This window comes from Micromonospora sp. NPDC092111, from assembly GCF_044755745.1.
Lineage (GTDB): Bacteria > Actinomycetota > Actinomycetes > Mycobacteriales > Micromonosporaceae > Micromonospora.
Genome location: NZ_JBIVRQ010000001.1, coordinates 369511 through 391453, shown reverse-complemented (window position 1 = coordinate 391453; position 21943 = coordinate 369511). Strand labels below are relative to the sequence as shown.

General features: G+C 73.6%; 15 protein-coding genes. 8 read left to right on the top strand and 7 right to left on the bottom strand.

The window, feature by feature from the left end; all coding sequences use genetic code 11:
• Window positions 1-242 precede the first annotated feature (242 nt).
• From ACIQG9_RS01690 to ACIQG9_RS01660, 7 genes are all read left to right on the top strand, one after another.
• Window positions 243-9980, top strand: a complete 9738-nt coding sequence (locus ACIQG9_RS01690; RefSeq protein WP_400397282.1) for a pre-peptidase C-terminal domain-containing protein — start codon at window positions 243-245, stop codon at window positions 9978-9980.
• 58 nt (window positions 9981-10038) lie between these two features.
• Window positions 10039-10482 (top strand): hypothetical protein, encoded by a 444-nt coding sequence (locus ACIQG9_RS01685; RefSeq protein WP_400397279.1) that lies wholly within the window; start codon window positions 10039-10041, stop codon window positions 10480-10482.
• Between the two features lie 4 nt (window positions 10483-10486).
• Window positions 10487-11974, top strand: coding sequence for a hypothetical protein (locus ACIQG9_RS01680; protein WP_400397276.1), 1488 nt, complete (start codon window positions 10487-10489; stop codon window positions 11972-11974).
• A 206-nt stretch (window positions 11975-12180) separates the two neighbouring features.
• Window positions 12181-12603: a molybdopterin-binding protein gene (locus ACIQG9_RS01675; RefSeq protein WP_400397273.1), complete on the top strand. Its 423-nt coding sequence runs from the start codon at window positions 12181-12183 to the stop codon at window positions 12601-12603.
• 11 nt (window positions 12604-12614) lie between these two features.
• Entirely contained in the window at window positions 12615-13391 is a 777-nt protein-coding gene (gene modA / locus ACIQG9_RS01670) for a molybdate ABC transporter substrate-binding protein (RefSeq protein ID WP_400398757.1), read from the top strand.
• 15 nt (window positions 13392-13406) lie between these two features.
• On the top strand, window positions 13407-14252 hold the full coding sequence (gene modB, locus ACIQG9_RS01665; protein WP_400397270.1) for a molybdate ABC transporter permease subunit: 846 nt from the start codon (window positions 13407-13409) through the stop codon (window positions 14250-14252).
• Window positions 14249-15382: an ABC transporter ATP-binding protein gene (locus ACIQG9_RS01660; RefSeq protein WP_400397267.1), complete on the top strand. Its 1134-nt coding sequence runs from the start codon at window positions 14249-14251 to the stop codon at window positions 15380-15382. The genes modB and ACIQG9_RS01660 overlap by 4 nt, the downstream gene beginning before the upstream one ends.
• Before the next feature lie 173 nt (window positions 15383-15555).
• Here ACIQG9_RS01660 and ACIQG9_RS01655 read toward each other — a convergent pair whose 3' ends face one another.
• The 5 genes from ACIQG9_RS01655 to ACIQG9_RS01635 form a co-directional block, all read right to left on the bottom strand.
• Complete coding sequence (locus ACIQG9_RS01655) at window positions 15556-16092, bottom strand: dihydrofolate reductase family protein (RefSeq protein WP_400397264.1); 537 nt, start codon at window positions 16090-16092, stop codon at window positions 15556-15558.
• Window positions 16093-16112: 20 nt separating this feature from the next.
• Entirely contained in the window at window positions 16113-16853 is a 741-nt protein-coding gene (locus ACIQG9_RS01650; RefSeq protein WP_400397261.1) for an SRPBCC domain-containing protein, read from the bottom strand.
• 1 nt (window position 16854) lies between these two features.
• Complete coding sequence (locus ACIQG9_RS01645; RefSeq protein ID WP_400397258.1) at window positions 16855-17547, bottom strand: ArsR/SmtB family transcription factor; 693 nt, start codon at window positions 17545-17547, stop codon at window positions 16855-16857.
• A gap of 117 nt (window positions 17548-17664) precedes the next feature.
• Window positions 17665-18546 (bottom strand): M48 family metalloprotease, encoded by an 882-nt coding sequence (locus tag ACIQG9_RS01640; RefSeq protein WP_400397255.1) that lies wholly within the window; start codon window positions 18544-18546, stop codon window positions 17665-17667.
• The gene (locus ACIQG9_RS01635) at window positions 18543-18923 is read right to left on the bottom strand and encodes a BlaI/MecI/CopY family transcriptional regulator (protein ID WP_400397252.1); all 381 of its coding nucleotides are present in this window, start codon (window positions 18921-18923) and stop codon (window positions 18543-18545) included. The genes ACIQG9_RS01640 and ACIQG9_RS01635 overlap by 4 nt, the downstream gene beginning before the upstream one ends.
• A 145-nt stretch (window positions 18924-19068) precedes the next feature.
• Here ACIQG9_RS01635 and ACIQG9_RS01630 point away from each other — a divergent pair, with 145 nt between their 5' ends.
• The gene (locus ACIQG9_RS01630; protein WP_400397249.1) at window positions 19069-19788 is read left to right on the top strand and encodes a phosphatase PAP2 family protein; all 720 of its coding nucleotides are present in this window, start codon (window positions 19069-19071) and stop codon (window positions 19786-19788) included.
• A 133-nt stretch (window positions 19789-19921) separates the two neighbouring features.
• Here ACIQG9_RS01630 and efeU read toward each other — a convergent pair whose 3' ends face one another.
• Window positions 19922-20794, bottom strand: a complete 873-nt coding sequence (efeU, locus tag ACIQG9_RS01625) for an iron uptake transporter permease EfeU (protein WP_400397246.1) — start codon at window positions 20792-20794, stop codon at window positions 19922-19924.
• Window positions 20795-21035: 241 nt separating this feature from the next.
• On the bottom strand, window positions 21036-21740 hold the full coding sequence (locus ACIQG9_RS01620) for a polysaccharide deacetylase family protein (protein ID WP_400397243.1): 705 nt from the start codon (window positions 21738-21740) through the stop codon (window positions 21036-21038).
• Window positions 21741-21943: the final 203 nt, after the last annotated feature.

Below are 21943 nucleotides of genomic sequence, written 5' to 3'. Positions count from 1 at the left end.
CCCGGGATTACGTCCCGGTCGCGTACGGTGCGCTGACCTGCCCACTTTTGCCCGTGATCGGACTACACAATCAACTGTCCAATAGTTGACACCGCTGCCGGCACCGACTGCCGTTTCAGCCGGTAGAAGACGCGGTCACCGTGGGTGACCGGTGCGGGGAATCCGCTGTTCACCCGACCATCTATTCCCGTTGATGGATCTCGCCTATCTTGCCACCCAGAAGTTGCGTCTGGGGAGGCAGCATGTCGGGATCGCTCGGCCGCCGCACCATCCGATCGAGGGTCTGGGCAGGTGCCCGGCTGCGGTTGACCGCGACCCTCGCCACCCTCGTCCTGCTGCTGGCCTTCGCCGTCCGGGCGGACCTGCCGGACATCGTCCCGGCCTCGGTCTCCTGCGACTCCGTCGGCTACGCCTACGACGCCGCCGGGCAACTGGCCGGGGTGCAGGACCAGGCCGGACGGACCGCCCGCTACCGGTACGACCCCACCGGCAACATCACCTCGGTCAGCAACGACGGCAGCCCCGCCCCCGCCCTGGCCCTGCTGTCGGTGGTGCCGGCCCGCGCCGCCGTCGGCGCCGAGGTGACCCTGGAGGGCGGCTGCTTCTCCGACGTGGCGGCCGAGAACACCGTCGCGTTCAACGGCGTCCCGGCCCCCGTCACCGCCGCCGGCGGCCGGCGCCTGGTCGCCCGGGTCCCCGCCGGGGCGACCACCGGCCTGGTCACCGTCACCGTCGGCGGGGCCACCGCGACCAGCCCGCAGTCCTTCGTGGTCACCGGGCCGGACGAGTCCGCGCCCACCGTCACCGCCGTCGCCCCGACCGTCGTCGCGCCCGGCGGCACGGTCACCGTCACCGGCACCGGCTTCGCCACCCAGGCCGCCGACAACGCCGTCACCCTCAACCGCACCCGGGCCCTCGCCTCGACGGTCACCGCCGGCAGCCTGACCGTCGAGGTGCCCGCCGGTGCCGCCTCCGGCCGGATCGGCGTCCGCACCGCCCACGGCAGCGCCGACGGCGCGGCCGACGTGTTCGTCGCGCCCGCCCCGTACACCGTCGCCGACGTGGCGCACACCGCCCGGGTCGCGCTCGGCACCAGCACGCCGGTGTCGATCCCGAGCGCGGGCGACATCGCGCTGGTCGTCTTCGACCTGGCCGAGGGGCAGCGGGCGAGCGTGGGGCTGGCCGACGGCACCTTCGGCTCGTGTGGCATCTCCACCGCGAAGCTCCTCGACCCGTTCGGGCGTACCGCGGCGTCGGCCGGGTGCGTGGGCGCCACCGGCTTCATCGACACGGTGACGGCCCGCACGGCGGGCACGTACACGCTGCTGCTGGCGGCGTCGAGCACGGCCACCGGCTCGGTCTCCGCGACCGTGCGGGAGGTGCCGGCCGACGCCGCGGCGAGCACCACGGCGGGCGGGGACCCGGTCACCGTCACCACCACCGTGCCGGGGCAGAACGGCGCGGTCACCTTTCCCGGCAGCACCGGCCAGCGGGTCTCGGTCAAGCTCAGCGGCGGCACCTACGGCACCTACAACGCCGCCGTGACGCTGCGCAAGCCGGGCGGCGGCACGGTCGTCTCCAACGGCTCCTGCGGCACCGCCTGCTTCCTCGACACCACGGTGCTGCCGACCGAGGGGACGTACACCCTCTTCGTCGACCCGCAGTCCACCTCCACCGGGGCGATCACCGTCCAGGTGTACGACGTGCCGGCCGACGCCACGGTGGCGGCGACGCCCGGCGGCCCGCAGGTCACGGCGACCACGACGGTGCCCGGCCAGAACAGCGTCGTCTCGTTCCCCGGCACGGCCGGCCAGCGGGTCCTCGTCCAGCTCACCGGCGGGACGTACGGCACCTACAACGCCTCCGCGGTGGTGCGTAAGCCGGACGGGTCGAACCTGACCGGCAGCGCGTACTGCGGCAGCTCGTGCCTCTTCGACACCATGGTCCTGCCGGTCGACGGCACGTACACCATCCTGGTCAACCCCGACACCAGCTACGTCGGCGCGGTCACCGCGCAGGTCCACGACGTGCCGGCGGACGCGACGGCGACCGCCACGCCCGGGGCCGGCGCGGTCACGGTGACCACCGCCGTCGGGCAGAACGGCGTGGTCTCCTTCGCCGGTACGGCGGGGCAGCGGGTCTCGGTGCAGTTCAGTGGTGGGACGTACGGGACGTACAACGCGTCGGCGGTGGTGCGTAAGCCGGACGGGTCGAACCTGACCGGCAGCGCGTACTGCGGGGCGTCGTGTTTCTTCGACACGGTGGTGCTGCCGGTCGACGGCACGTACACCATCCTGCTCAACCCCGACGGCGCCACCGTGGGCCAGGTCGCGGTGCAGGTCCACCTGGTGCCGGCGGACGCCACGGCGACCGCCAGCCCGGGCGGCGCGCCGGTGACCGTGGGCACCACCGTGCCGGGGCAGAACGCCGTGGTCTCGTTCGCCGGTACGGCGGGGCAGCGGGTCTCGGTGCAGTTCAGTGGTGGGACGTACGGGACGTACAACGCGTCGGCGGTGGTGCGTAAGCCGGACGGTTCGAACCTGACCGGCAGCGCGTACTGCGGGGCGTCGTGCTTCTTCGACGCGGTGGTGCTGCCGGTCGACGGCACGTACACCATCCTGCTCAACCCGGACACCACCTACCTCGGCCAGGCCACCGTCCAGGTCCACGACGTGCCGGCGGACGCCTCGGCGAGCACCACCCCCGGCGGCACGGCGGTGTCGGTGACCACCACCGTGCCCGGGCAGAACGCGGTCGTCTCCTTCCCCGGCACCGCCGGTCAGGCCGTCTCGGTGACCCTGAGCGGCGGCACCTTCGGCACCTACAACGCCGGCGTGACGCTGCGCGCCCCGGACGGCTCCACCCTGGTCAGCGAGAGCTACTGCGGCACGAGCTGTTCGTTCAACGCGATCACCCTCCCGGCCACCGGCACGTACACCGTGCTGGTCAACCCGACCGGCACCACCCTCGGCGCCATCACCGCCCGGGTCTACGACCTGCCCAACGACGCGGTCACCAACACCACCCCGGGCGGCGCGGCGGTGTCGGTGACCACGACGGTGCCGGGGCAGAACGCGGTGGTGTCGTTCCCGGCGACGTCGGGTCAGCGGGTGGCGGTGCAGCTCTCGGCCGGGACGTACGGCTCGTCCGAGGCGACGGTGACGTTGCGGCGTCCGGACGGCAGCGCGGTCGGGTCGAACACGTCCTGCGGGACGTCCTGCTTCCTGGACACCACGACCCTTCCGGTGGCCGGCACGTACACCGTGCTGGTCGACCCGAAGGGCACGGTCGTCGGCGGCATCACGGTCAAGGTGCACGACGTGCCCGCCGACGCGGTCACCAACACCACCCCGGGCGGCGCGGCGGTGTCGGTGACCACGACGGTGCCGGGGCAGAACGCGGTGGTGTCGTTCCCGGCGACGTCGGGTCAGCGGGTGGCGGTGCAGCTCTCGGCCGGGACGTACGGCTCGTCCGAGGCGACGGTGACGTTGCGGCGTCCGGACGGCAGCGCGGTCGGGTCGAACACGTCCTGCGGGACGTCCTGCTTCCTGGACACCGCCACGCTGTCGGTCGACGGCACGTACACGCTGGTGGTCGACCCGAGGACGACCGCCGTCGGGGCGCTCACCGCCCGGGTGTACGCGGTGCCCGCCGACGCCACCGCGAGCACCACCCCGGGCGGCGCGGCGGTCTCGGTGACCACCACCGTGCCGGGGCAGAACGCGGTGGTGTCGTTCCCCGGCACGGCCGGGCAGGTCGTCACCGTCAGCCTCTCCGCCGGCGCGTTCGGCGGCGGCAGCGTGACCGCGACGCTGCGCGCCCCGAACGGCAGCACGGTCAGCTCCTCGTCCTGCGCGACGAGCTGCTCGTTCAGTTCGGTGTCGCTCGCCACGGCCGGCACCTACACGGTGCTGGTCGACCCGGCCGCGGCGGCCGTCGGCAGCCTCACCGGGCAGGTGTTCGACGTGCCGGTCGACGCCACCGTCAGCACCACCCCCGGCGGCGACCCGGTCACCGTCACCACCGGCGTCCCCGGGCAGAACGGCGTGGTGACGTTCCCCGGCACGGCCGGGCAGCGGATCCTGGTCCAGGGCACCGGCGGCACGTACGGGACGTACAACGCGACGGCGATCGTGCGCAAGCCGGACGGGTCGAACCTGACCAGCAGCGCGTACTGCGGGACGTCGTGCCTGTTCGACACGGTGGTGCTGCCGGTCGCCGGCACGTACAGCATCCTGGTCGACCCGGCGTCCACCTACACCGGCGCGGTCACCCTGCGGGTGTACGACGTGCCGGCCGACGCCACCGCCGGCACGGCCCCGGGCGGGGAAGGCGTCACCCTCACCACCACCGTCCCCGGGCAGAACGCGGTGCTGTCGTTCACGGGCGCGGCGGGTCAGCGGATCGTGGTGCAGGGCACCGGCGGCACGTACGGGACGTACAACGCGACGGCGATCGTGCGCAAGCCGGACGGGTCGAACCTGACCAGCAGCGCGTACTGCGGGGCGACGTGTTTCTTCGACGTCACCACGTTGCCGGTGGCCGGCACGTACACCATCCTGCTCAACCCCGACCTGGCCTACACCGGCGCGGTGACCCTGCGGATCTACGACGTGCCGGCGGACGCGGCGGTCGGTGCCACCGTCGGCGGCCCGGCCGTGCCGGTGACCACCACCGTCCCCGGGCAGAACGCGGTGCTGTCGTTCACGGGTGCGGCGGGTCAGCGGATCGTGGTGCAGGGCACCGGGGGCACGTACGGGACGTACAACGCGACGGCGATCGTGCGCAAGCCGGACGGGTCGAACCTGACCAGCAGCGCGTACTGCGGGGCGACGTGTTTCTTCGACGTCACCACGTTGCCGGTGGCCGGCACGTACACCATCCTGCTGAACCCGGACGGGATGTCCACCGGCTCGGTCTCGCTGCGGGTGTACGACGTCCCGGCCGACGCGACCGCCGGCACGACGCCGGGCGGCAGCGCGGTCACCCTGACCACCGCCGCCCCCGGCCAGAACGCGGTGCTGTCGTTCCCCGGCACCGCCGGGCAGCGCGTCTCGGTGCAGGGCAGCGCCGGCAGCTACGGCACGTACAACGCGACGGCGATCATCCGCAAGCCGGACGGGACGAACCTCGGCAGCAGCGCCTACTGCGGGACGACGTGTTTCTTCGACGTCACCACGTTGCCGGTGGCCGGCACGTACACCATCCTGCTGAACCCGGACGGGATGTACACCGGCGCGGTCGCCCTCCAGGTGCACGACGTCCCGGCCGACGCCACCGCGGCCGTCACCCCGGGCGGCGCGGGGGCCACCCTGACCACCACCGTGCCCGGTCAGAACGCCACCCTCACCTTCCCCGGCAGCGCCGGCCAGGTGGTCACCGTGGCGATGACCGCCGGCACCTACAGCCGCTACAACGCCACCGTGGTCATCCGCAAGCCGGACGGGACGAACCTCGGCAGCAGCGTCTACTGCGGTGACACCTGCACCCTCAGCTCGGTCACCCTGCCGGTGGCCGGCACGTACACCGTCTTCGTCGACCCGTCGTCCAGCACCGTCGGCGGCATCACCGGCGAGGTACGGCTGCCCGCCGCGAAGAGGACGCCGCCGAAGACCACGGACGCGTCGAGGAGCCCGGTCCGGCCGGCCGGCGACGTGACCGAGACCTGGGCCCCGGACCGGTTCAACCTCGCCGGCGAGGACTGGGCGAGCCACCGCACCGGCGCGTACGGCAACCTCCAGCCGGCGCTGCGGGCCGACCGGGGAGCCACCGCGCTGGCCGGGCAGGCCCTGCTGCTCAACGGCAAGCCGCTCGCCGACGTCACCCTGGCGGTGGGCCGGCGCAGCACCCGCACCGACGCCACCGGCCGGTTCCTGCTCACCGGGCTCACCGCCGGTCACCACGTCCTGGTCATCGACGGGGCGACGGCGAGCCGCCCCGGCCGGGCGTTCGGCCGCTTCGAGACCGGGGTGGACCTGCGGGCCGGGGAGACCGTCGAGCTGGGCTACCCGATCTGGATGACCCGGCTCGACACCGCGAACAGCGTCCGCTTCCCCTCGCCCACCCGCAAGCAGACCGTCATCACCACCCCGGCCATCCCCGGCTTCGAGGTGCGGCTGCCCAAGGACTCGGTGATCCGCGACCGGGCCGGCAAGCGGGTCACCGAACTGTCCATCACCGCGCTGCCGGTGGACCAGCCGCCGTTCCCGCTCCCGGCCGGGGTGCGCACCCCGGTCTACTTCACCGTGCAGCCCGGCGGGTCGGTGATCCTGCCGAAGGGCGCGCAGATCATCTACCCGAACACCCAGGGCCTGGCCCCGGGCAGCCGGCTCGACTTCTGGGACTACGACCCGGGGCGGACGCCGTGCGTCAAGGCGCCGGTGAAGTCGTACCCGAAGAAGCCCGGCAAGGCGGTGAAGGCCCCCGCCGTCTGCGCGGTGACTGGCGCGGAGGCCGGCTGGTACATCTACGGCCACGGCACCGTCACCCCGGACGGCCGGCAGATCGTGCCCGACCCGGACGTGCGGGTCTGGGAGTTCACCGGGGCGATGTTCAACGGCAGCGGCAAGCGCCCCGCCGGCACCGGCCCGGGTGAGGACGGCGACTCCGGCGGCGACCCGGTCGACCTGGCCAGCGGCCTCTTCGTCGACGAGCACACCGACCTGACCGTCAACGACGTGCTGCCGATCTCGATCACCCGCACCTACCGGCAGAACGACACCCAGGACCGCGAGTTCGGTATCGGCGCGAACTTCACCTACGGCATCTTCATCAACTCCAAGCAGGAGTACGTCGAGGCCGACCTGATCTTCCCGGACAGCGGGAAGGTCCACCTCGTCCGGACCAGCCCCGGCACCGGCTGGACCGACGCGGTGTTCAAGGCCGTCGACACCACCGGCCCGTTCCGGGACGCGGTGATGAGCTGGAACGGCAACGGCTGGGACCTGGTCCGCACCGACGGCCTGGTCTACGTCTTCGGCGAGAACGCCCCGTTGCAGTCCATCCGGGACCGGCACGGCAACCAGATCACCCTGACCCGGTCCACCGGCGGGCAGTCCGGTGACATCACCCAGGTCACCTCGCCCAACGGGCGCTGGATCAAGCTCAGCTACACCGGCGGCCGGGTCACCCGGGCGCAGGACAACCTGGGTCGGGCCGTGCAGTACGGCTACGACTCCGCCGGCCGGCTGACCACGGTCACCTCGCCGGGTGGCCGGACCACCACCTACACCTACGACACCGCGCACCGGATGACCACGGTCACCGACGCCCGGGGCGTCACCTACCTGACCAACAGCTACGACGCCGCCGGCCGGGTGGCCGCCCAGACCATGCCCGGCGGCGTCAGCTACGGGTTCGCCTACACCACCGACGCCGCCGGCCAGGTGGTGAAGACGGCGGTCACCGAACCGGACGGCAGCGTCCGGGAGACCAGCTTCGACGGCGACCACCGGGTGACCGCCGAGACCACCGCCGCCGGTACCGCCCAGGCGCGCACCTCGACCACCGCCCGGGACCCGGCCACCCACCTGCCGACCGCGCTGGTCGACCCGTACGGGCGGCGGACCACCCTCGGGTACGGCCCGAACGGGCAGCTCACCTCGCTCACCGCGCTCGCCGGCACCGCCGCCGCCCAGTCCGCCACGGTCACCTCCGGCGGCCCGTACCGGCAGCTCACCTCGGTCACCGACGACCAGGGCCGGACCACCCGGATGGGGTACGACGACCGGGGCAACCTGACCACGGCGACCGACGCCGCCGGCCGGACCCGGCGCTACGCCTACAACGCCGACGGCCAGGTCACCTCGTTCACCGACCCGCTCGGCAACACCACCCGCTACCGCTACGAGCAGGGCGACCTGGTCGCGGTCACCGATCCGCTGGGCCGGACCACTCGCAGCTTCGTCGACGCCGTCGGCCGCCCGGTGGCGGTCACCGACCCGAACGGGGTGCTGGAGCGGGTCCGCTACGACCCGGACAACCAGGTCGTCACCAGCACCGACGGCCTCGGCCGGGCGACCACCTTCGAGTACGACGGCAACGGCAACCTGACCAGGGTCACCGACGCCCGGGGCAACAGCACCAGCGTCGACTACGACAGCTCCGACCGCCCCGTCACCGTCACCGACCCGCTCGGCAAGCAGGCCCGCCAGACGTACGACGTGCTCGGCCGGGTGGTCTCCGCCACCGACCGGCGCGGCAAGACCACCGTCACCGAGTACGACGGCCTCGGCCGGACCACCTTCATCGGGTACGGCGCCACCGCCGGCCCGACCTACGAGAGCACCAAGCGGTTCGGCTACGACAGCCTGGACCGGCTCGCCACCATCGACGACTCGGCCGGCGGGCCGCTCACCCTCGGCTGGAACGACCTCGACCAGGTGGTCAGCGTCACCAGCCCGACCGGCACCGTCGGCTACAGCTACGACGCGGCCGGCCGGCGCTCCGGGATGACCGTGCCCGGTCAGCCGGCGATCACCTACGGCTACGACCAGACCGGGCTGATCGAGCGGATCACCCAGGGCGGCACCACCGCCACCTGGCACCGGGACGCCGCCGGCCGCACCGCCCGCGTCGAGCAGGCCGGCGTCACCACCCGGTACGCCTACGACGCCGCCTCCCAGCTCACCCGGCTGTCCTACGAGACCACCGGCGGGGTGCCGATCGGCGATCTCGGCTACGGCTACGACGGCACGGGCCGGGTGGCGAGCCTGACCGGCAGCCTCGCCCAGGTCACCGTCCCCGCCACCGGGCCGGCGGCCAGCTACGACGCGGCGAACCGGCTGAACAGCCGAGGTGCGCAGACGTTCGGCTACGACGACGAGGGCAACCTGACCGGCGACGGCGTGCGCGGCTACACCTGGAACGCCCGGGGTGAGCTGACCGGGGTGACCGGGCCGGGCCTGGCCACCTCGTACGGCTACGACGCCGCCGGGCGGCTGGCCAGCCGTACCGCCGGCGGGGCCACCACCACCTTCGGCTACGACGGTCCGAACCTGGTCCGGGAGCAGACCGGCACGGCGGTGGCCGACCGGCTCACCGCCGGGTTGGACCAGACGCTGGTCCGCACCGACGCCGCCGGCGCCCGGGTGCCGGTCACCGACGCGCTCGGCAGCGTGCTCGGCCTGGCCGACTCCGCCGGCACGCTGACCACCCAGTACGCCTACGACCCGTTCGGCGCGGTCACCGCCAGCGGCGCGACCAGCGGCAACACCCAGGGGTTCACCGGCCGGGAACGCGACGCCGACACCGGGCTGTCCTATAACCGGGCCCGCTGGTACAGCCCGGAGACGGGCCGGTTCCTCAGCCAGGACCCGGCCGGCTTCGGCGGCGGCAGCGCCAACCTCTACACGTACGCCCTCAACGACCCGGTCAACCTCTCCGACCCCAACGGCGACTGCCCGATCTGCGTGCCGATCCTGATCGGGGCGCTGATCGGCGGCGCCTCCTCGGTCGGCATCGGGGCGGGCCTGGCCGCGCTGACCGGGCGCAAGTACAGCATGGGCGACGCCCTGAAGGACTTCGCCATCGGCGGCGCGCTGGGGGCGCTCACCGGCGGACTCGGGGCGTACCTGAAGGCCGGCAGCTCGGTCTGGAAGCTCAACCAGTTCGAGCGCGGCCTGGCCATCGAGGCCAAACTCGGCGGCAACCTGCCGCGCAGCTTCCCGACCATCGACCGGTTTGCCAACGGCACCGCCACCAGCATCAAGAGCGTCGACCTGACCGCGAAGAGCTACCAGAGCGCCGGCCAGCTCACCAGCCGGTTGCAGGGCTACGTGGACAAGGCGGCCGGCTTCGCCAAGAGCAACCCGGTCAAATGGGACGGTGTCACCATCAGGCCGGGCCAGGTCGCCGCCCGGGAGCTGGAGATCGCCGTGCAGCGCGGCGCGGCCACCAGCGCCCAGCAGAACGCGCTCAACCAGATCGTCCAGTACGGTGCCCAGAAGGGGGTGACCGTCCGGATCATCCCGATGAGATAGCCCACCGGGGACGTCCCACGGGTAGCCTGGGGCGTCCCCCTCTCCACCGAGGACACCCATGACCAGACTCGCCGCACTCGACCTGCGCAGAGGTCGGTACGTCGCGCACTCCTCCTCGCTGACCGGCGGCGGCATGTGGATCGCCAACGGGGCCTTCGTGCTCCTCGACGAGCCGGCCGACGACCGGGAGTTGGGCGCGGCGGTGCGCCGGATGCTCGACGCCTCGCGCACCGGGGTGCCCACCCCCGACCTGCGGGGCGGGCCGTCGACGTTCGCGCCGGTCCTCGACGCCCTCGGCCTGCGCTCCTTCGCCAGCTACGCCAAGGGCACCCGGCACGTCGACGTCGAGGGGGACGCCGACGTGGTGCTGGTCAGTCCGACCCGCAACGGCGGGGCCCGGGAGGGCTTTGTCGGGCTCACCGGGCACACGGTGCGGCTGACCGCCCCCGGCGACGAGGAGTTGGGCGGGGCGCTGCGCGCCGCGCTCGACCGGTCGAGCTGACGGGGTGGGCGACGAGTCGCGGCTCAGCCGCCGGACGATGCTGGCCGGCGGCGCGCTGGCCATGGCCGCGTCGGCCCTCGCCGCCTGCTCGGCCGGCGTGCGTACCCCGGCCCGCCCGGCCGCCCCCGACCCGGCGGCGGGGCTGCCCGACATCCAGTTCGACGTGGCCCGGTTCAGCGCGCCCGAGCAGTCCTCGCCCACCGGCGGCCCGTTCGTCATGCCGCCGGTGCACACCGTCTACCTGACCGCCGCGCTGTCCCGCACACCCGGCGGCGACGACCAGCGGGAGCTGACCCGGGTGCTCGCCGCCCTGGAGTCGCGCTACCCGTTCGGCGCGGCCGACCTGATGACCTTCGTCTCCTACGGCCTGCCCTACTTCCGGCGGCTACCCGGCGGTCTCACCGGCGACCTGGTCGGCGCGCACCTGCCCCGGCTGCTCGCCGACCCGGCCCGGTCCGTGCTGGAGGAGGCGGCGCCCGCGCCGACCGACGTCCACCCGGACAACCCGGGGGTGACCAAGAGACGGTTCACCGTGCCGGTCCGGATCGAGCAGAACGACCTGCTGTTCACCTTCCGCAGCGACCGGGCGGCGGTGATCCAGGACGTGCTGGCCTGGTTCGACGGCAGCGGCACGCTGGCCGGCCGGCCGACGCCCCCGCCGGCCTTCGCCGGGCTGCTCACCGTCACCTCCAGCCGGCACATGTTCACCCAGGTCGGTCTGCCCCGCTCGGTGGCCGAGCAGAACCGGCTGCCGTACGCCCGGTTCATCCAGCCCGACTCGCCGATGTGGATGGGCTTCTCCGACCAGCAGGTCAACGCCTCCGGGCCGCCGGCGATCTGCACCTTCGCCGGCCATCCCTCGGCCCGGCTGAGCACCGCCCGCCCCGGTGACTACCTGGACAACGGCGGCATCCAGCACCTGTCGCACGTCATCCTCGACATGCTCCAGTTCTACGACATGGCCGGGCCGGACACCCCGCCGAGCGAGAACGGCAACTTCACCAAGCGGGTGCAGTACATGTTCCACGCCCCGGCGGTGCACCCCGGCAACCCCGACCAGCTCACCGACGGCGGCGGGCCGTCCTTCCTGCCCGCCGAGAACCGGGGCCCGGCGTACGCCGAGCGGACCGCCCGGGGGGTCGGCCTGCCCCGGGGCGAGCGCCGGATGGGTCACCTGTCCACCCTCCAGCGCAGTTCCCGGGCACCGGACGGCACCCCGATGCACCTGCGGGTGGACGGCCCCGGGTTCGACCCGATGGACGTGCCGGACGGCAGCAGCCAGCCGAAGTTGCACTTCAGCGTCTTCGTGCCGACCGCGGACTTCTTCACCCGGATGCGGCGCAGCCAGGCGTCGGTGGACCTGGCGCGTAAGCATCGGGTGGCCGAGCAGGACAACGGCCTGGAACGCTTCCTGACCTGCACCCGTCGGCAGAACTTCCTGGTCCCGCCCCGGCGGCACCGGGCCTTCCCGCTCGTCGAGCTGGCCGGCTAGCCCGGGACCTGGGTGCCGGGCGCTTCGCGCCTACGGCCGCCGAGGCGCACAGGGAGCGGGCCGCGCCCACGCCACCAGCCGATCCGGGCTCGGTGCCCGCCGCCGGCCGGGGCTGCGCAGATGCGACCTCAAAGCCGTTCACAGCCCGAATGTGCGGGCCTGATCCGATGTTTCCTCGGGCAGGTGCGGACACTAGGCTGACCGGCGTGACGGTGTTCCGGATCGGTGAGGCGGCCGAGCTGCTGGGTGTCAGCGCTGACACGGTGCGGCGGTGGGTGGACGCCGGCCGCCTGCTCGCCGGGCGGGACGAGCACGGCCATCGGCTGATCGACGGGGCCGACCTCGCCGCGTTCGTCCGCGCCCAGGGCACCGAGCCGGACGACCGGTCGGAGACGTCCTCGGCGCGTAACCGGCTGCGCGGGATCGTGACCGCGGTGGTACGGGACACGGTGATGGCGCAGGTCGACATCCAGGCCGGGCCGTTCCGGCTGGTGTCGTTGATGAGCCGGGAGGCGGTCGACGAACTCGACCTGCAGGTCGGGTCGGTGGCCGTCGCAGTGATCAAGTCGACCACGGTCGTGGTGGAACGCTCCACCCCGGCCGGTGTCCGGGGGAGGACCAGCTCGTGAGAGCCCGTTGGATCCGTACCACCGTGGCCGCGCTCGCGGCCCTGACCGTCGTGGGCGTCGCGGCCTGCGGCAACGACACCGACCCGCAGCCCGCCGGCAGTGCCACGGGGGTGACCGGGCCGGTCACGGTGTTCGCGGCGGCGTCGCTGACCGAGTCGTTCACCACGCTGGGCAGGGAGTTCGAGGCCGCGCACCCGGGGACGAAGGTCACCTTCAACTTCGCCGGCAGCTCGGCCCTGGCCACCCAGATCAACCAGGGGGCGCCGGCCGACGTGTTCGCCTCCGCCGCGCCGAAGAACATGGCCACGGTGACCGACGCCGGCAACGGCGACGGCTCCCCGACCACCTTCGTGCGGAACCAGCTCGTCATCGCGGTGCCGAAGGGAAACCCGAAGAAGATCGCCGGACTGGCCGACCTGACCGGGCCGGGGGTGAAGGTGGCGCTCTGCGCCGAGCAGGTGCCCTGCGGGGCGGCGGCGGCGAAGGCCCTCGCCACGGCGAAGGTGACGCTCACGCCGGTCACCCTGGAACAGGACGTCAAGGGCGCCCTGTCGAAGGTGAAGCTCGGTGAGGTCGACGCCGCGCTGGTGTACCGCACCGACGCCAGGGCCGCCGCCGCCGACGTCGACGGCATCGAATTTCCCGAGTCCGCCGGCGCGATCAACGACTACCCGATCATCGTGCTGAAGAACGCCGCCAACAAGGCCGGCGCGCAGGCGTTCGTCGCCTACGTGCTGTCCGACCTGGGCAGGACCGCCCTGACCAACGCCGGCTTCCAGGCCCCGTAGCGGCCCGCCCGGAGCATGCCCGTGCTGGACGACCCGACGGCGGCGCCACCGAAGCCGGTGGCGCCGCCCCGCCGTCCCGCCCACCGACGGGTGCCCGCTCCGCTGCTCGTACCGGCCGGCCTCGGGCTGCTGTTCCTGATCCTGCCGCTCGCCGGCCTGCTGGTCCGGGCGCCGTGGGCGACGCTCCCGCAGCGGCTCGCCGCGCCGGGCGTCCTCACCGCGCTGCGACTGTCGCTGCAGTGCGCGACCCTGGCGACCCTGCTGTGCCTGACCCTCGGCATCCCGCTGGCCTGGCTGCTCGCCCGGGTGGACTTCCCCGGCCGGCGACTGGTCCGCGCCCTCGTCACCGTCCCGCTCGTCCTGCCACCGGTCGTCGGCGGCGTCGCGCTGCTGCTCGTCTTCGGCCGGCGGGGACTGCTCGGCGGCTGGCTGGACCAGACCTTCGGCCTCACCCTGCCGTTCACCACCACCGGAGTCGTGCTCGCCGAGGCGTTCGTGGCGATGCCGTTCCTCATCATCGCCGTCGAGGGCGCACTACGGGGGGCGGACACCCGCTACGAGGAGGCCGCCGCCACCCTCGGCGCCGGCCGGTGGACCACCTTCACCCACGTCACCCTGCCGCTCGTCGCCCCCGGCGTCGCCGCCGGCGCGGTGCTGTGCTGGGCCCGCGCGCTGGGCGAGTTCGGCGCCACCATCACCTTCGCCGGCAACTACCCGGGCACCACCCAGACCATGCCGCTCGCGGTCTACCTCGCCCTGGAGACCGACCTGGACGCCGCGATCGTGCTCAGCCTCATCCTGCTCACCGTCTCCGTCGCCATCCTCGCCGGGCTGCGCGACCGCTGGATCACCAGCCCATGACCACCACCGACGTGGCCGACGGCCCGCTGCTGGACGCGCACCTGGTGGTCGACCGAGGGGCCTTCCGCCTCGACATCGACGTGCACATCGCGGCGGGGGAGGTGGTCGCGCTGCTCGGGCCCAACGGCGCCGGCAAGACCACCGCCCTGCGCGCCCTGTCCGGCCTGCAACCACTCACGGCCGGGCACCTCACCCTCGCCGGCGTCGACCTCGACCGACCCGACCGGCGCCGCCGCACCCCGCCGGAACGACGCCCGATCGGCGTCGTGTTCCAGGACTATCTGCTCTTCCCGCACCTCAGCACCCTCGACAACGTCGCCTTCGGACTCCGGCGGCGCGGCGCCGACCGGCGTACCGCCCGCGCGGAGGCCCAGACCTGGCTCGCCCGCGTCGGCCTCGCCGAGCACACCCGCCGCAAGCCCCGGCAACTCTCCGGTGGGCAGGCCCAACGGGTCGCCCTGGCCCGCGCCCTCGCCGTCGACCCGACGCTGTTGCTGCTCGACGAACCCCTCGCCGCGTTGGACGCCGGTACCCGGCTCGACACCCGCGCCGAGCTGCACCGCCACCTGCGGGACCACCGTGGCGCGACGTTGCTGGTCACCCACGACCCGCTCGACGCCCTGGTCCTGGCCGACCGGCTCGTCATCGTCGAACACGGCCGCGTGGTCCAACAGGGGGACGCCGCCACCATCACCGCCCAGCCCCGCACCGACTACGTCGCCCGGCTGGTCGGGCTCAACCTGCACCGGGGCCACGGCGACGGGCACACCGTCCGGGTCGGTGACCTCGCCCTCGGCACCGCCGACCGGGTCGACGGCGACGCCTTCGTCGCCTTCCGGCCGTCGGCCGTCGCGGTGCGCCCGACCCGACCCGACGGCAGTGCCGGCAACACCTGGCCCGCCGTCATCACCGGCGTGCAACGCCACGGCGACAACCTCCGGGTCCAACTCGACGGACCCGTCAGCGCCGCCGCCGACCTCACCCCGGCCGCCGCCGCGCACCTGCACCTCACTCCCGGGCAGACCGTGTGGGCCACGGTCAGCCCCGCCGAAACCCGCGCCTACCCGGTCAGCGCCCCCGTGGTCGCGCACCACCCCGTCCGGCGGGTAGACGCCGGTGCCGAGCCATGACGTCTGCATTGTCCAGCCCCATCTGGCGTCACCCCTTGAGAGCATGGTGCGCCGCTGCACCGAGGACTCCCGCTCGCGAGCGGGGGCCGGCAGCAGCCGGCCCCCGCTCGTCCCGTGCGCCGGGGTTCGCCCGGCACCCCGCCTGCGGCGAGGTGCCGGGCGACCCGGTGCCGTTACTCGTTGGCGTAGACCAGGTGCAGCACGCCCGTGCTGAACGTCGTCGCGCTCAGCAGCTTCAACGGGACCTTGGCCGAGCCCTCGAACAGCCGCTTGCCGGTACCGAGCACGACGGGGTGCACCAACAGGTGCAGCTCGTCGAGCAGCCCCTCCGCCAGCAGCGATCGCACCAGCGTCGCGCTGCCGGTCACGCCCAGGTTCTGCTCGGCCCTCAGCGCGCGCAACCGGTCGTACGCGTCGTCGCCACCGACCACGGTGGTGTTCTCCCAGTCGGCCTGGGTCAGCGTGTTCGACACCACGTACTTCGGGGTGCCGTTCATCTGCTTGGTCATCGGGTCGTTCGTGTCCGCGTTCGGCCAGTAGCCCGCGAACTCGTCGTACGTGCGGCGGCCGAGCAGCATGGCGTCGTTGCCCGCCATCAGCGAGCCGACCGCGTTGCCCATCTCCTCGTTGAAGTAGCCGAAGTGCCAGGTGTCCGGGGCCTCGGTCACCCCGTCGAGCGAGATGAACAGGCCGGATTTGATGCTTCCCACGTCAGTTCTCCTTAACAGTGTCAGGCGGGCAGGCCGTCGAGCCAGCTCCGCCACGCCTGGGTGGTGTCGGTGTGGTCCCTGTCGAACAGGTGGTGCCCCAGGACGATCGAGCCGAAGTAGCCCCGGATGAAGCGGTAGAGCGCATCCGGGGTCCGGATGCCGACGGCGTGGGAGTTGACGAAGTCGACGACGCCCTCGACGGCCGGCAGCCCGGGTACGGTGGCCCGGACCGGGTCGCCCACCCTGGGCGAGGCGGAGAGCCCCAGGGCCCGGTGCAGCTCGGCCCAGGCGGTCGGCCAGTCGGTGACGGGCGGCCCCGACACGGTGACCGGCTGCCCGGTCCGGCCGGCGAAGTGGTCGAGGTACGCGACGAGCGTCGCGAAGTACATCGCGCCGCCGAGCTTCATGGCCTCGAACTCGCCCTCCCAGTCGTCGCCGGGCAGGAAGCCGTTGGTCACCAGGCGCAGCACGGTGCTGCCCTGGTCGCGCCCCTCGACGAGGTACTCGTACGCGATGAACCGGCCGTCCGGGCCGTCGCCGCCGCGGTGCGCGAAGCGGTGCGGCGGGTCCCACTCGGTGATGGCCGAGTTCATGGTGAACGACCCCATCGACGTGCGGACCGCGCCGTCCGGGCCGGACTCCACCTCGTTGCGACCCATGAACCACGAGTCGATCCCCGGGCCGGTGGCGATGGCGTCCCACACCTCCTCGACGCTGGCTCCGACCGTTGCCTCGTCGCGCTGCTCCCAGTGGCGGCCCACGTCAGGACCCCTCTCTCGGCTCGTCGGCCGGTGCCTCGCCGGCCGCTGTCCCGGTGGTCGTCAGATCGTCGCCGGTGGTCTGCGGGATCGACGGGTGGACGGCCAGGATGACCCGGTACGTCCGCCCGCCGGGCGCCTTCTCGTCGTGGTACCTGGCGACCAACGCGGTCACCGCGTCGGTGAGCTCCGCCGCGAAGGCGGCCCGGTCCTGCGCCGTGGCGAACCGCACCTCCCCGTCGAGCGCGTAGGTCGCGACCCGCTTGCCGGCCCTGGTCGCTCCGGTGATGAGCGCGCCGACGTCGCGCACCAGCCGGGCGCCCACCGCCAGCAGCCAGCGCGCCGAGAGCCGGTCCGGCGACCGCATCGGGTCCGGCTCCACCGCGGCCAGTGCCGCCGGTGAGATGACGTACGACGACGCCGTCGCCTGGAGCACCCGCTCGGTCATGTTGCCCTTGCGGCGCTCCTCGACCAGTTCGAGCAGGCCGTGCCGCTCCAACTCCCGGAGGTGGTAGTTCACCTTCTGCCGGGGCTGCCCGAGCCGGGCCGCCAGGCTGCTCGCCGAGCCCGGCCGGACCAGCTCGGCGAGCAGCCGCGACCGGATCGGATCCAGCGCGGCGCCCGCCGTGGCCGGGTCCTCGATCACCGTCACTTCCCACATGCCGAAGAGCATGTCGCCGAAAGTCAGTCTTGTCAAGACGAAACATTTTGTCGGTGATGGCCGGTGACGTTCGGTGCCGGGTGGCGTTCCGCGGTGCGGGCGGGCCGACGCCGTTCACGCGGCGACCGCGGTGCCGCCGCCGCGGCCCGTCACTCAGAGCCAGGCGCGGGCGAGGGCCACGAACTCGACGGTCGCCACGGCGCTGGTCGCCAGGAAGGCCCCGCTGAGCAGGAGCGGCCCGAGCAGGCGACGGCGCTGTGCCGGCGGTGCCGGCTCGGTCAGTGCCCGTACCCGGTGCACGGCCACCCCGCCGTGGATGCCCAGCACCCGTGCCGACCCTGATCCCGTGGTTGCCAGGGCGGCGCGGGCCACCGCCCGCGCCACCAGGGTCCGGTCGTCGACGGTCGCCGCGGCGTCCTCGTCGGCCCAGCGCTCGACCAGGAACTCGACTGCCTCCCGGACTCCGGCGAGCAACGGGTTGAGGGCCGCCGCGGCGGCGGTCCAGGCGACGATGCGGTGGTGGCGGTGGGCCAGGTGCGCGTGTTCGTGCGCGAAGACCGCCCGTCGTTCGCTGTCGTCGAGCAGCCGCAGCATGCCGGTGGTGACGAGCAGATGCCCGGGTCGGCCGGGCACCGCGACGGCCAGCGGCGCCGCCCAGTCCGCGACGACGAAGCCGGCGTGCGGGGTGGCCACCGCCCGTAACTGCCGGTGCGTGTCGAATCGTCGCCGCAGGTCGCCCAGCAGGCGGACCAGGCCCCACGCCAGGGCGAGGGCGGCGAGCAGGGCCACCGGGCCCGGCACCGGTTCGGGCAGCTCGATGCCGGGGTGGTTGTCCAGCGCGGCCAGCGGCGGCAGGTCGTCGAGCAGGGTCAGCGCGAGCAGGCACAGCGACCAGGTGGAGCACGCCGCCGCGACAACCGCGGCGACGGCCAGCCCCCGGGCGGCCGGCGACGGGGCGCCACGGGTGGACAGCCGCCGTGCCGTGAGCGCGAGCAGCGGCGCGAGCAGCAGCGGCAGGTACACCGCGACGGTCATGCCCGTCGGCGCTTCTCGGCGGCGGCGAGCAGTTGCCGCAGGGTCGTCGCGTCGGCGTCGTCGAGCGACGCGGCGAACTGGCGTAGCACCAGGTGCCGGTCGGGTCGATCGACCAGGGCCGCGCGCATCCGGGCGGCCGCCGCGCTGGCGGCGTCCTGCGCCGGCCAGTAGACGTGCCCGCGTCCGGGCTTGTCCCGCAGCACCAGGCCCTTGTCGTGCAGCCGGGTCAGGATGGTCTGGACGGTGTTGTAGGCGAGATCGCCGCCGACCGCGCTCTGCACCTCACTGGTGGTCAGCGGCTCGCCGCGCGCCCAGAGCACGCCCATCACCTCTGATTCCAGGGTTCCCGGCGCCCGGCGTTTGTCCTTCTCCGTCATCGGCCCGACCTCCCGGGCCAGGGTACCCGCATCACCGCGCCGGCCCGGTTCCGGCGCGGTGGCGCGGCGCTCGTCGACGTCCGGCGACATTCGGTCCTACAGCTTGTAGGGGTAGGGTGGGCGCCACCTACAGGAAGAGACCGCCGTGCACCGACAGCAGTCCGTCCGGTCGTCCGCCGCGCGGGGGGCCGACCTGTCCGCCCGTCGCCCGCGCCAGGCGTCCGGTTGGGTGCTGGCGGCGGCCCTCGGCTTCGGGTTGCTCACCCTGGCGGTGGTCCTGGGCTTCCACCCGCTGGCGCGGGCCGACGCCTGGGTCAGCGCCGCCGCCTACCGGGCGGCGATCGATTATCCGGCCTGGCGGACGGTCATGTACGCGGTGACCCGGACCGCGAACGCCAGCACCCTCACGCCGATCGTCGCGGCGGCGGCGCTGCTGCTGGTGTGGCGCGGCCGGTGGCGGCAGGCATGTTTCGTCGTCGCCGCGATGGCGGCCACCACCGGCGTCCGCCTGGTGATCCTCACCGGCGTCGACCGGCCGCGTCCGGTCGACCAGCTCGCACCCTCGGCGGGTTGGTCGTTCCCGTCCGGGCACACCACCGCCTCGGCGAGCGCCGCGCTGGTCGCGGTGCTCGTCTGCTGGCAGCTGCTGGCGCCTGGTCGGGGGCGTGCCGTGCTGGCGGGCCTCGCCGGCGCCTGGGCGGTCGCGGTGGGGGTCTCCCGAGTGGCGCTGGTCGTGCACTGGCCCAGCGACGTCGTCGGCGCCTGGCTGCTGACCGTGGTGGTGGTGCCGACGGTCGGGGTGCTGCTGCGGGCCGTACTCGGGCCGGCGGAGGCACTGCCGTCCGTCCCGGTCAGCGGGCGCTGACCGGGCCGGACGCCGATGCGCCGACCGGGGTCCGGCGAAACGCTCCGCGACCGCCTCGGGTCACCGTGCGGCCGGCCCGAGCCCGTCCCCGCCTTCGACCAGGCGGCGGTGGACGGGTGCGACGGGCGACACCTCAGGCGGCGGACCGGTCGGCCACGGCGGACGCGCCAGCCGGGCCGGCGGTGGCCGGCGCGGGGCGATGAGGCCGGAAGAAGAGCAGCAGGATCCCGGCGGCGTACGCGATCCAGACGCTGATCTCCAGCACCGTGGCGCTCGGTGTGAGGTTGACCGTCGCGGTCAGCAGCGTGGCGTACCACGAGGTCGGTGCGACGACGTCGGACAGGTCGTAGGCGACGCCCGCCCCGACCGGTAGCGCACCTGCGGTCTGGAACCCGTGGACGGCGTACTTGGCGATCCCGGCCGCCACGAGGATGAGCAGCACCGCGGTCCAGGTGAACAGGCGACCGAGGTTGACCCGGGCGACCGCCGCGTACATCAGCCAGCCCAGCAGCACGGCCGAGCCGATCCCGGCGAGCATTCCGGCCAGCGGCGCGATCGTCTGGGCGGCTGCCTGGGCGGCGGAGAAGACCAGCAGCACCATCTCGACGCCCTCGCGGATCACGGCGACGAAGGCCAACGCGCCGATGGCGACCGGGCCCATCCCGAGCGCGTTGGTGAGCCTGCCGGTCAGCTCCGCCCTGAGGGTGCGGGCGCTGTGCCGCATCCAGAAGATCATCCAGGTGACCATGGCGACGGCGAGCAGCGACGTGACGGCTTCGAAGAACTCAAGGCGTACGCCGCTGAGCAGGGCGGTGGCCACGTACGTCAGGACTGCCCCGAGGGTGGCGGCGACCACGACGGCCAGCCCGACGCCGGCCCAGAGTGGGGCGAGTCCGTCGCGGCGCTGTGAGCGGGCCAGCACGGTCAGCAGGATGGTGACCACCAGCGCCGCCTCAAGGCCGTCGCGCAGCCCGATCAGGTAGCTGGCGAAGAAGACAGAACTCATGGGACCCCTCGGCATGCGTAGCCTTACCTAACCTCCATAACCTCCTACATCTTGTCGGGGAAGTCAAACCCGCTCGGCGACCGGACGAACCCCATGGTCAACTACGGGACAGCCGCCTCCCGGCGTGTGCCACCAGCAGCTATGTGCGGTTCTCGGCTTGTCGACGGATCCGAAACTTTCGATGCTCTGGGTGGCTCGCCGTCGGCTGGAGCTGGCCAGGCGCGGGATCCGCCGGGCGGCCTCACTGTCGGGCGTACTTGCGGGGCAGGGTGAACCGCCAGCGCTCCGCCTTCAGGATGGGCGCGACCCGATCGACCGCGTCGACGGTCTGGCTGCGGTCCCCGCCGCCGTCGTGCATCAGCACCACCGCACCGGGCGTGACGCCGTCGAGCAGGCGGCGGACGAGTTCGTCGGTGCCCGGTGGTTCCCAGTCGCCGACCGCCAGCCGCCAACCGAGCGGCTGCATGCCCAGCGAGGCGGCCACGGCGGGGGTGGCTCCCCACGCGCCGTACGGCGCGCGGAAGTACCGGATCCGGGCCTGCGGTACGGCGCGACGGATGGTCTCGTTGGTCTCCCGCAGGTCCGCCGCGATCCGCTCGGGCGGCCAGGAACTCATGTCGTCGTGCCGCATGCCGTGGTTGCCCAGGCTGTGACCGTCGGCCACGATCCGGCGTACCACCTCGGGGTGCGCCGCCACGTGCTCGCCCCACAGGCAGAAGACGGCGGCGATCCGGTGCCGGCGCAGGACGGCGAGCAGCCGCAGCGTGTCGGTGGGGTTCGGCCCGTCGTCGAAGGTGAGGCTGGCCGCGCGGCCACCGCCCCGGGCCGTGTCGACGATGTCGGCGCTCACCCCGGGGTGGGCCGCCGCCGGGCTCGTGGCCGTCAGCGCCAGGCCGAGTGCGACCGCCAGCTGCGGCATCCGGCGGGTGACGCGGGGAGGTGCCATCGGAGGTCCTTGTCTGTGCGGGACGGACCGGGCGGGCCGGCCGCGACCAGGCGGGACGAACGGTCTGGTGGGCCGAATACCGACGTGGCCCGGCACCCGGGGCCGTGGGGGGGGGGGGGGGGGCCCGCCGCCCCCCCCCCCCCCCCGCGCCCCGCGGCGCCGCCCCCCCCCCCCCCCCCCCCCCCCCCCCCCCCCCCCGCGCG